The sequence below is a fragment of the Serratia sp. CY52157 genome (assembly GCF_052168495.1).
GTDB lineage: Bacteria > Pseudomonadota > Gammaproteobacteria > Enterobacterales > Enterobacteriaceae > Serratia > Serratia ureilytica.
This window is the reverse complement of sequence record NZ_JBJNMO010000005.1, coordinates 428538-439898: the sequence shown is the minus strand read 5'-3', so window position 1 is coordinate 439898 and position 11361 is coordinate 428538. Positions and strand designations below refer to the sequence as shown.

Genomic DNA, 11361 nt, shown 5'->3' with positions numbered 1-11361 from the left:
GCGGCAATAGCGCGGTGGTCCCACCTGACCCCATGCCGAACTCAGAAGTGAAACGCCGTAGCGCCGATGGTAGTGTGGGGTCTCCCCATGCGAGAGTAGGACACTGCCAGGCATCAAATTAAGCGTGCTGATATGGCTCAGTTGGTAGAGCGCACCCTTGGTAAGGGTGAGGTCCCCAGTTCGACTCTGGGTATCAGCACCACTTTATTTAAAGTGGGTTTAGAAGTTCGGCAGAAAAAAGAATTTGCTTGGCGGCAATAGCGCGGTGGTCCCACCTGACCCCATGCCGAACTCAGAAGTGAAACGCCGTAGCGCCGATGGTAGTGTGGGGTCTCCCCATGCGAGAGTAGGACACTGCCAAGCATCAAATAAAACAACAAGCCTCATGCGAAAGCATGGGGCTTTTTGTTTTGTCTGTTATCTGGCGTTCTGCTCGAGCATGGGCATGCGAAAGGCCCGTCGGGAACGGGCCTTAACGCCGCTTGCGGCGGCCCCCGCAGGGGAGAGTCTCAGGATGAGACGAATACTGTAGGACACTGCCAAGCATCAAATAAGCCAAGAGGCCATCCGAAAGGATGGCCTTTTTGCTTTCAGTACCTCTCATCCTCCCTGCCAAGATCCTGACGCAGCTCGCGCAATGAAACATTTTCACCTTTCCGCTGAACGCTCGACATCGACGGAAAAAAACGCTATCTTCGGGCATCTAGAAGTCTAAACGTATAAATGGATGTGTGAGGGTTAAGCAATGCCGATTCGTGTTCCTGATGAGTTACCTGCGGTCAATTTCTTGCGCGGTGAGAATGTCTTCGTGATGACATCCTCGCGGGCAAAAACACAGGAAATCAGGCCGCTGAAAGTGCTGATCCTCAACCTGATGCCAAAGAAGATCGAAACGGAAAACCAGTTTCTGCGCCTGCTTTCCAACTCGCCGCTGCAGATTGATATCCAGCTGCTGCGCATCGACAGCCGCGAATCGAAGAACACGCCGGCCGAGCATCTGAACAACTTCTACTGCGACTTCGAGGATATCCAGAACGAGAACTTCGATGGCCTGATCGTCACCGGCGCGCCGCTGGGGCTGGTCGATTTCTGCGACGTTGCCTACTGGCCGCAGATCGAGCGTGTGATCGACTGGGCTAAGCACCACGTTACCTCCACGCTGTTCGTGTGCTGGGCGGTACAAGCGGCGTTGAATATCCTGTACGGCATTCCCAAGATGACGCGCGAAGTGAAGCTCTCCGGCGTTTATCCGCACCAAACGCTGCAGCAGCATGCGTTGCTGACGCGCGGCTTCGACGAAAGCTTCCTGGCGCCGCATTCACGCTATGCCGATTTCCCGACCGAGGTGATTCGCCAATATACCGACCTGGACATCCTGGCCGAATCCGAGCAGGCCGGCGCCTACCTGTTCGCCAGCAGGGATAAGCGCCTGGCGTTCGTTACCGGCCATCCGGAATACGATACAATGACGCTGGCGGGAGAGTATTGTCGCGACAACGATGCCGGCCTCGATCCTGCCGTACCGCTCAACTACTTCCCCGATGACAACCCCACACTGACACCGAAAGCCACCTGGCGCAGCCATGGCCACCTGCTGTTTTCCAATTGGCTCAACTATTATGTCTACCAGATCACGCCTTACGATCTGCGCCATATGAATCCGACTCTCGACTGATCTTTTCTGCCTGCCGGCGGCTGAATCGAGGCCGCCGCACTGCTCATCCTCTGCACGATCCTCTTTTTACCCGTCAATTCTCCCAAAAAACCATTGCCTAACAACGCGTTAGTCCGTCTTTGCAATTCTATTGGAACCGATTTCCTTACCTGTTGATCGTGTTATTTATCCTAACCAATTGATAATAAAGTGTTAATAAAATATTTAATAATAAAATGGAAATGGTTTTTGATTTTTATTTTTTGTTGGGTATTCTTAACGCTATCGGGATGAGATCTGACCAGTTTAGGATCGTTTCATCCGCCCTGATCCACAGTGATTTCTGATGAAAATGCGCCGGTCGCTCGGGCGCAACGATGGGAAGGAGCAAGGTCATGACGCAACAGATAGCAGGCACGGAGTTAAGATTTACGCAGGGTTTCGCCGCTGCGGAGCGCCAGGTGTTAACGGATGAAGCGGTTGAATTTCTGGCGGAACTGGTGGGGAAATTCACGCCGCGGCGCAACGAACTGCTGGCGGCGCGTGCCCGCTGGCAACAAAATATCGATCGCGGCGAATTGCCTGGGTTTATTTCGGAAACCAATTCCATTCGTGAAGGCAATTGGCAGATCCGCGGCATTCCGCAAGACCTGCGCGATCGCCGGGTAGAGATCACCGGGCCGGTCGAGCGTAAGATGGTGATCAATGCGCTAAACGCCAACGTAAAAGTGTTTATGGCGGACTTCGAAGACTCGCTGGCGCCAAGCTGGGACAAAGTCATCGACGGTCAAATCAACCTGCACGATGCGGTCAACGGCACCATCTCCTACACCAATGAAGCCGGCAAGATCTACCAGCTGAAACCGAATCCGGCGGTATTGATCGCTCGCGTACGCGGTCTGCATCTGCCGGAGAAGCACGTGCTGTGGCGTGATGAGGCCATTCCCGGCGGCCTGTTCGATTTCGCGCTGTACTTCTACCACAACTATCGCCAGCTGTTGGCCAAGGGCAGCGGCCCGTATTTCTACCTGCCGAAAACCCAGTCCTGGGAGGAAGCGGCCTGGTGGAGCGATGTCTTCAGCTTTACCGAGGATCGTTTCGATCTGCCGCGCGGCACCATCAAGGCGACCGTGCTGATCGAAACCTTGCCGGCGGTGTTTCAGATGGACGAGATCCTGTATCACCTGCGCGATCACATCGTTGGTCTGAACTGCGGCCGCTGGGATTACATCTTCAGCTACATCAAAACGCTGAAGAACCACGGCGATCGCGTGCTGCCGGATCGTCAGTCGGTGACCATGGAAAAACCTTTCCTCAGCGCCTATTCGCGCCTGTTGATCAAAACCTGTCATAAGCGCGGCGCGTTCGCCATGGGCGGCATGGCGGCGTTTATCCCGAGCAAAGACGCTGAGAAAAACGCCTGGGTGCTGAACAAGGTGCGGGCGGACAAAGAGCTGGAAGCCAACAATGGCCACGACGGCACCTGGGTGGCGCACCCGGGCTTGGCGGACACGGTGATGGAGGTGTTCGGCAACGCATTGGGCGATCGCCAGAACCAGCTGGACGTGCTGCGTGAGCAGGATGCGCCGATCAGCGCCGCGCAACTGCTGGAACCGTGCGACGGCGAACGCACCGAAGCGGGGATGCGCGCCAATATCCGCGTGGCGGTGCAGTACATCGAAGCCTGGATCTCCGGCAACGGCTGCGTGCCTATCTATGGGTTGATGGAAGATGCCGCGACGGCGGAGATCTCCCGTACCTCTATCTGGCAGTGGATCCACCATGAGAAGAGCCTGAACGACGGGCGCCCGGTCACCAAGGCGCTGTTCCGCCAGATGTTGCAAGAAGAGATGTTGGTGGTGCGTGAAGAAGTAGGGGAAGCGCGCTTTAACGCCGGCCGGTTCGAAGAGGCGGCGCGCCTGATGGAGCGCATCACCACGCAAGATGAATTAATCGACTTCCTGACGTTGCCCGGCTATGCGCTGCTGGCCTGAACTTTCCCAATCAACCCTACATGACTGAAAGGATAAAAATTATGTCTACCTCTCGCTCTCAACAGATCCAGCAGCTGGAACAGGAATGGAAATCGGCCCGTTGGGAAGGCATTACCCGCCCTTACAGCGCTGAAGACGTGATCAATCTGCGCGGTTCGGTCAACCCGGAATGCACCCTGGCGCAAAACGGCGCCGCCAAACTGTGGGCGTTGCTGAATGGCAAGGCGCGCAAAGGCTACGTGAACTGCCTGGGCGCGCTGACCGGCGGCCAGGCGCTGCAGCAGGCCAAAGCCGGCGTCGAGGCCATCTACTTGTCCGGTTGGCAGGTGGCGGCCGACGCCAACAGCGCGGCCGCCATGTACCCTGACCAATCGCTGTATCCGGTGGACTCGGTGCCGAAGGTGGTCGAGCGCATCAACAACACCTTCCGCCGCGCCGATCAGATCCAATGGGCGAACCAGATTGAGCCGGGCAGCAAAGGGTACACCGATTATTTCCTGCCGATCGTCGCCGATGCGGAAGCCGGCTTCGGCGGCGTATTGAACGCCTTTGAGCTGATGAAAGCGATGATTACCGCCGGGGCCGCCGGGGTGCACTTCGAAGATCAGCTGGCGGCGGTGAAGAAATGCGGCCATATGGGCGGCAAAGTGCTGGTGCCGACGCAAGAAGCGATCCAGAAACTGGTCGCCGCGCGCCTGGCGGCCGACGTGCTCGGCGTGCCGACGCTGGTGATCGCCCGTACCGACGCCGATGCGGCCGACCTGCTGACCTCTGACTGCGATCCGTATGACAGCGCCTTCGTCACCGGCGAGCGTACGGCGGAAGGCTTCTTCCGCACCCATGCCGGCGTCGAGCAGGCGATCAGCCGCGGTCTGGCTTATGCCCCTTACGCCGATATGGTGTGGTGCGAAACCTCAACGCCGGATCTGGATGCCGCCCAGCGCTTCGCCGACGCCATCCACGCCAAATACCCAGGCAAGCTGCTGGCCTACAACTGCTCGCCGTCGTTCAACTGGAAGAAGAACCTCGACGACCAGACCATCGCCCGCTTCCAGCAGGCGCTGTCGGACATGGGCTACAAGTATCAGTTCATCACGCTGGCGGGCATCCACAGCATGTGGTTCAACATGTTCGACCTGGCGCACGCCTATGCGCAGGGCGAAGGGATGAAACACTACGTCGAGAAGGTGCAGCAGGCGGAGTTCGCCGCGGTGGAGCGCGGTTACACCTTCGCGTCGCACCAGCAAGAGGTGGGCACTGGCTACTTCGACAAGGTCACCACCATCATTCAGGGCGGCGCCTCTTCGGTCACCGCGCTGACCGGTTCGACGGAAGAACAGCAGTTCTGATGCGGCAAGCTTGAAGACGTTTCACCCGGAGCCTGCATGCGCAGGCTTCTTTTTCTGGCGGGGGTAAGGATGGCGGCAAAACTGGAGTTGTTGATCGCACAGACGATCCTGCAGGGCTTCGATGCGCAGTACGGCCGCTTTCTGGAAGTGACCGCCGGCGCGCAGCAGCGCTTTGAGCAGGCGGACTGGCCGGCGGTGCAGCAGGCGATGAAAAAGCGCATCCATCTGTACGACCATCACGTCGGTCTGGTGGTGGAGCAGCTTAAATGCATCACCGGGCAGAAATATTTCGACGCCGACTTCCCCAGCCGGGTCAAAGCGGTCTATATCGATCTGCTGCCGGACTACCCGCGTTTTGAGATCGCCGAAAGCTTCTTCAACTCGGTCTATTGCCGGTTGTTCAAGCATCGCGATCTGACGCCGGACAAGCTGTTCGTCTTCAGTTCGCAGCCGGAACGGCGTTTTCGCGACATTCCGCGTCCGCTGGCGCGCGATTTTACCCCCAATGGCGATCTGCCGGCGATGCTGCGCAGCGTATTGAGCGATCTGCCGCTGCGGTTGCCGTGGGAGGATCTGACACGCGATATTCGCTACATCACTCAGGCGCTGCAACGCGCCTTCAGCCCACAGCAACTGACGGGGGCGACCTTCCAGATCGCCAACGAGCTGTTCTATCGCAACAAGGCCGCCTGGCTGGTCGGCAAGTTGCGCCTGGCCGACGGCGTTTACCCGTTCCTGTTGCCGATTCACCACAGCGAATCGGGCGCGCTGTTTATCGACGCCTGCCTGACCGGCAAGGCCGAGGCCAGCATCGTCTTCGGTTTCGCCCGCTCTTATTTCATGGTCTACGCACCGCTGCCGGCGGCGATGGTGGAGTGGCTGCGCGAGATCCTGCCGGGCAAGACCACCGCCGAGCTGTACATGGCGATCGGCTGCCAAAAACACGGCAAAACCGAATGCTATCGCGAATACCTGACCTTTATGGCGCACTCACAGGAACAGTTCATCATCGCGCCGGGCGTGAAAGGCATGGTGATGCTGGTGTTCACCCTGCCGTCCTTCGATCGGGTGTTTAAAGTGATCAAGGATGAGTTCGCCCCGCAGAAAGAGGTGACGCAGGCGCAGGTGATGGCTTGCTATCAGCTGGTGAAAGAGCACGATCGCGTCGGGCGCATGGCGGATACCCAGGAGTACGAAAATTTCGTCGTCGACAAGGCGCGTCTCAGCCCTGAGCTGTTGGCGGAGCTGCGGCGTGAAGTGCCGGGCAAGCTGGAAGATCTCGGCGATCGCATCGTGATCAAACATTTGTATATGGAACGGCGCATGACGCCGCTGAACCTGTATCTGGAGCAGGCCAACGACCAGCAAATGCGCGATGCGATTGAAGAGTACGGCAACGCGATCAAGCAGTTGGCCGCCGCCAATATTTTCCCCGGCGATATGCTGTTCAAGAACTTCGGCGTGACGCGCCACGGGCGTGTGGTGTTCTACGACTACGACGAGATTTGCTACATGACCGAGGTCAACTTCCGCGACATTCCGCCGCCGCGTTATCCGGAGGACGAGCTGGCCAGCGAGCCGTGGTACAGCATCGCGCCCAACGATGTGTTCCCGGAAGAGTTCCGCCACTTCCTGTGCGGCGATCGGCGCATTCGACAGGTGTTTGAAGAGTTGCACAGCGATCTGTTTACTGCGGAGTATTGGCGCGGGTTGCAGCAGCGCATCCGCGAGGGGCATGTGGAAGACGTGTTCGCTTATCGCAAGAAGCAGCGGTTCAGCCAGCGCAGCGGGGCGGCGCTGCCGGCCGCCACCGCTGCGATGTAAATCAGGCCTGGGCGCCCGCGACGGCGGCGCGCGCCAGTTCGGTAATGCGCGCGTAGTCGCCGCTTTCGAGCGCGTCCGCCGGCACCAGCCAGGAGCCGCCGATGCACAGCACGCTTTTCAGCGCCAGATAGCTGCGGTAATTGTCCGGCGAGATGCCGCCGGTCGGGCAGAAACGCACCTGCGGGAATGGGCCGCCGATCGCCTGCAGCGCTTTTACGCCGCCGTTGGCTTCCGCCGGGAAGAATTTAAATTCGCGCAGGCCGTAATCCATGCCCTGCATCAGCTCGGAAACGGTGCTGATGCCCGGTATAAGGGGAATGGAACCGGCGGTGGCGGCTTTGAGCAGCTCGTCGGTCAACCCCGGGCTGATGGCGAACTGCGCGCCGGCCTCGGTCACTTCCCGCAGCTGCTGCGGATTGATCACCGTACCGGCGCCGATGATCGCTTCCGGCACCTCTTGGGCGATGGCGCGAATGGCGTCCATGGCGCAGGCGGTGCGCAGCGTCACCTCCAGCACCCGCACGCCGCCGGCGACCAGCGCTTTCGCCAACGGCACCGCATGTTCCAGCTTGTTGATCACGATGACCGGCACCACCGGCCCCGCCGTCAGGATATGCTCGGCGCTTGTTGTCCACTTGTTCATGCTGACGTTCTCCTCTGTGGCCGCCGCCAGGCGGCGATGCGGCCAGGCTATCGATTAAAATTTGATGCAGCAGGCGCCCTGCTCGGCGCCTGACAGCTGGCTGCGCAGCGCGCCGAACAGCTCGCGGCCGCAGCCGATGTGTTCGGCGCTCAGATCGGGTTGGCAAGGCGTGCGCTGCGCCAACTCGTCGGCGTCGACCAGCACCTGCAGCTCGCCGTTGCGGCCGTTGACGCGGATCGGATCGCCGTCGCGCACTTTCGCCAGCAGGCCGCCGGTATAGGCTTCCGGGGTGACGTGAATGGCGGAAGGCACCTTGCCGGAGGCGCCGGACAGGCGGCCGTCGGTCACCAGCGCCACTTTGAAGCCGCGATCCATCAGCACGCCCAGCGGCGGCATCAGCTTATGCAGCTCCGGCATGCCGTTGGCCTGCGGCCCCTGGAAGCGCACCACCACCACGCAATCGCGATCCAGCTTGCCGGCTTCGAACGCCGGCACGATATCGTGCTGGCTGTCGAACACCACCGCCGGCGCTTCGATGATCTGGTTATCGGCGGGCACCGCCGAGGTTTTCATCACCGCGCGGCCCAGATTGCCGGCCATCACTTTGGTGCCGCCATGATGTTCGAACGGCTGGGCCACGCTGGCGATCACGCTGGCGTCGAGCGAGCCGGCCACGCCTTCGCGCCATACCAATTGGCCGTTGTCCAGCCACGGTTCCTGGGTGTAGCGGCGCAGGCCGAAACCGGCCACGGTGTGCACGTCTTCGTGCAGCAGGCCGTGTTGCAGCAGCTCGCGCACCACCAGCGGCACGCCGCCGGCGGCCTGGAATTGGTTGATGTCGGCCGGGCCGTTCGGGTAGATGCGGCACAGCAGCGGCACCGCCTCCGACAGCTCCGAGAAATCGTCCCAGGTGATGATGATACCCGCCGCCCGCGCCATCGCCACCAGATGCATGGTCAGGTTGGTGGAGCCGCCGGTGGCCAGCAGCGAGACGATGCCGTTCACCACCACTTTCTCGTCCACCAGGCGGCCGATCGGCAGGTAGTTGCCGGCGGTATCGGTCAGTCGGGTCACCTGGCGCGCGGCGGCGTCGTTCAGCGCGTCGCGCAGCGGCGTGTCCGGATGGACGAAGGAGGCGCCCGGCAGATGCAGACCCATCACTTCCATCACCATCTGGTTGGTGTTGGCGGTGCCGTAGAAGGTGCAGGTGCCGATGCCGTGATAAGAGGCCGCCTCGGCCTCCAGCAGCGCCAAACGGTCGGCTTTGCCCTCGGCGTACAGCTGGCGTACGCGCACTTTTTCCTTGTTCGGCAGGCCGCTGCTCATCGGGCCGGCCGGCACGAACAGCGCGGGCAGGTGGCCGAAGGAGAGGGCGGCCATCACCAGCCCCGGCACGATCTTGTCGCAGATGCCGAGGAACAGCGCGCCGTCGAACATATTGTGCGACAGGCCGACGGCGGCCGACATGGCGATCACGTCGCGGCTCATCAGCGACAGCTCCATGCCGTCCTGCCCCTGCGTCACCCCGTCGCACATCGCCGGCACGCCGCCGGCCACCTGGCCCACGGCGCCGACCGCCTTCAGCGCCTGCTTCAGCCGCTGCGGGTAGTGTTCGTACGGCTGGTGGGCCGACAGCATGTCATTGTAAGCGGTGATGATGGCGATATCGCTGCGCACCATGTTTTTCAGCGACGCCTTGTCATCGGGCTGACAGGCGGCGAAGCCGTGGGCCAGGTTGCCGCAGGCGAGCTGCGCGCGGTGGACGGTTTGGGAGCGGGCCGCCTCGATACGCGCCAGATAGGCGGCGCGGCTGGCCTGGGAACGGTCGATGATGCGCTGTGTGACACGGGACAAGGTTGGATTAATCATGCCTTCCTCACATTGCTGTTGTTATAGTCGCCGCCTGTGGCGGTGCCCCCGGGGGTGATTTGCAGCCCTGGTGTGCAAGGCCGGGGGCGATTTAGGATTTAAAACATCGTGAATGCAATCATACCGATGGCGCCGCCGACGCTGCCCAGAATGGTTTCCATCACCGTCCAGGTTTTCAGCGTTTGCAGTTCGTTGGCGCCGGTGAATTTGCCGAACAGCCAGAAGCCGGCGTCGTTGACGTGGCTCAGCACGATGGAGCCGCCGGCGATGCAGATGGCCAGCGCGGCCAGTTGCCCGCCGTTCAGACCGAGCTGACTGGTGACCGGCAGCACCAGACCGACGGTGGTCAGGCAGGCGACGGTGGCCGAGCCCTGAATCACCCGCACCATGGCGGACAGCGCGAAGGCGGCCACGGCGATCGGCAGGCCGGCGCCGATCATGGCGTCACCCAGCGCCGGCCCGACGCCGGAATCCACCAGGATCTGCTTGAACACCCCGCCGGCGCCGGTCATCAGCAGGATGATCCCGGCCGGCTGCACCGCAGCGGAACAGATGGCCAGGGTCTGTTCGTTGCTCATGCCGCGCGGTTTCGCCAGACCGTAAATCACGATCAGGCAGGCCAGCAGGATGGCGGTGAACGGGTGGCCGATAAACTCCAGCCACTGCTGCAGCTGCGAGCCGGGGGGGACCAGCCGCGCGCCGATGGTTTTCATGCCGACCAGCACCAGCGGGCACAGCACCAGCGCCAGGCTGAAGCCGAACGACGGCAGATTGCCCTTGGTCAGCGTCGGCTCATTCTCTTCCGGCGGCATCGGCCAGTTGACGAAACGGCTGATAAAGCTGCCGTACAGCGGGCCGGCGATCAGCATGCCGATCACCGCCGCCACCAGGCCGATGGCGATCATCCAGCCGAAATCGGCCTTCATCTGCGACGCCAGCAGCATCGGCACCGGCCCCGGCAGCAGGAAGGAGGCGGCGGCGGCCACGCCGGCGAACAGCGGGATCGCCAGCTTGACGATATTGCCGTCGGTGCGGCGCGCCACGGCGAACACGATGCCGATCAGCAGCACCACCGCCACGTCGAAGAACAGCGGCAGTGCGCAGATCAGCCCGGCGATGCCGAGCGCGTAGTGCGCCTTGCTTTGTCCGAATCGTTTCAGCAATTGCGCCGCAATTTGATCGAGCGCGCCGACCTCATGCAGGATCTTGCCGAACATCGCCCCGAGCGCCACCACGATCGCCAGGAAGCCCAGCGTGTCGCCCATGCCTTTTTGCATGGTGTCGGCGATGTGTTCCAGCGGCATGCCGGAGAAAATGCCGGCGGCGATGGACACCAGCATCAGCGCGACGAAGGCGTGCATGCGCGCCTTCATCACCAGGAATAACAGCAGTAAAACCGAGCCGACTGCGGTACCGACCAGCGTTACGGTACTCACGCGCACACGTCCTGCGGCAGGAAGCTCTGGATATGGCGCACGGTATCGGCGATCACCGCGTCCAGCGGCTGATTGATGTCGATCGCCATCACGTCGTTCTCGTCGGCGCCCGGTTGCTCCAGCGCGGCGAACTGGGTGACCAGCATCTGCGGCTTGAAGAAGTGGCCGTTGCGCGCCGCCAGGCGGGATTCGATCACCGGGAACTCACCGTGCAGATAGATGAATGACAGGTTGCCGTTGCCGGCGCGCAGGCGGTCGCGATACTGCTTTTTCAACGCCGAGCAGACGATGATCGACACGTTGTTGGTGCGCTGCATGGCGAAGGCGGCGTCGTTGAGCGCGGCTAGCCACGGCGCGCGATCGTCGTCGTTCAACGCTTCGCCGGCGGCCATCTTCAGGATGTTGCTGCGCGGGTGCAGGAAGTCGCCGTCGAGGAAGCCGGCGGAGAGTTGGCGGGCCGCGGCGGCGGCGACGGCGGACTTGCCGCTGCCGGAAACGCCCATAACGACGTAAATGCGATTTTGATTGTTGGTCATGGCTTGGCTCCAAAACACCGGGTGACGTTACCTTCGTTCAGTTTGATTGTTACCGG

At 61.3% G+C, this 11361-nt stretch carries 8 protein-coding genes, 1 tRNA gene and 2 rRNA genes; 7 read left to right on the top strand and 4 right to left on the bottom strand.

Annotated features, from left to right (window positions below; translation table 11 throughout):
• The 7 genes from rrf (ACJ8IP_RS18645) to aceK form a co-directional block, all read left to right on the top strand.
• Positions 1-112 (top strand): 5S ribosomal RNA (gene rrf / locus ACJ8IP_RS18645); the annotation flags it as partial.
• A gap of 14 nt (positions 113-126) precedes the next feature.
• Positions 127-202: transfer RNA gene (locus tag ACJ8IP_RS18640), tRNA-Thr, on the top strand.
• A gap of 45 nt (positions 203-247) precedes the next feature.
• Positions 248-363: ribosomal RNA gene (gene rrf, locus ACJ8IP_RS18635) — 5S ribosomal RNA — on the top strand.
• Between the two features lie 382 nt (positions 364-745).
• Positions 746-1675, top strand: coding sequence for a homoserine O-succinyltransferase MetA (metA, locus tag ACJ8IP_RS18630; RefSeq protein WP_442524488.1), 930 nt, complete (start codon positions 746-748; stop codon positions 1673-1675).
• Between the two features lie 374 nt (positions 1676-2049).
• Complete coding sequence (gene aceB, locus ACJ8IP_RS18625) at positions 2050-3648, top strand: malate synthase A (protein WP_187048445.1); 1599 nt, start codon at positions 2050-2052, stop codon at positions 3646-3648.
• Between the two features lie 41 nt (positions 3649-3689).
• A complete protein-coding gene (gene aceA / locus ACJ8IP_RS18620; protein ID WP_033639246.1) occupies positions 3690-4997 on the top strand; it encodes an isocitrate lyase in 1308 nt (435 codons plus the stop codon).
• Positions 4998-5066: 69 nt separating this feature from the next.
• Positions 5067-6821 carry a bifunctional isocitrate dehydrogenase kinase/phosphatase gene (gene aceK / locus ACJ8IP_RS18615; RefSeq protein ID WP_033651196.1) on the top strand — a complete coding sequence of 585 codons (1755 nt, stop codon included), beginning with the start codon at positions 5067-5069 and terminating at the stop codon, positions 6819-6821.
• A gap of 1 nt (position 6822) precedes the next feature.
• On the opposite strand, the gene ACJ8IP_RS18610 is transcribed toward aceK, so the two are convergent.
• The 4 genes from ACJ8IP_RS18610 to gntK form a co-directional block, all read right to left on the bottom strand.
• Positions 6823-7464 (bottom strand): bifunctional 4-hydroxy-2-oxoglutarate aldolase/2-dehydro-3-deoxy-phosphogluconate aldolase, encoded by a 642-nt coding sequence (locus ACJ8IP_RS18610; protein ID WP_187048443.1) that lies wholly within the window; start codon positions 7462-7464, stop codon positions 6823-6825.
• Between the two features lie 54 nt (positions 7465-7518).
• Positions 7519-9333: a phosphogluconate dehydratase gene (gene edd / locus ACJ8IP_RS18605; protein WP_442524487.1), complete on the bottom strand. Its 1815-nt coding sequence runs from the start codon at positions 9331-9333 to the stop codon at positions 7519-7521.
• A gap of 98 nt (positions 9334-9431) precedes the next feature.
• On the bottom strand, positions 9432-10769 hold the full coding sequence (gene gntU, locus ACJ8IP_RS18600) for a gluconate transporter (protein ID WP_042785806.1): 1338 nt from the start codon (positions 10767-10769) through the stop codon (positions 9432-9434).
• On the bottom strand, positions 10766-11305 hold the full coding sequence (gntK, locus tag ACJ8IP_RS18595; protein ID WP_004936645.1) for a gluconokinase: 540 nt from the start codon (positions 11303-11305) through the stop codon (positions 10766-10768). The genes gntU and gntK overlap by 4 nt, the downstream gene beginning before the upstream one ends.
• Between the last annotated feature and the right edge of the window lie 56 nt (positions 11306-11361).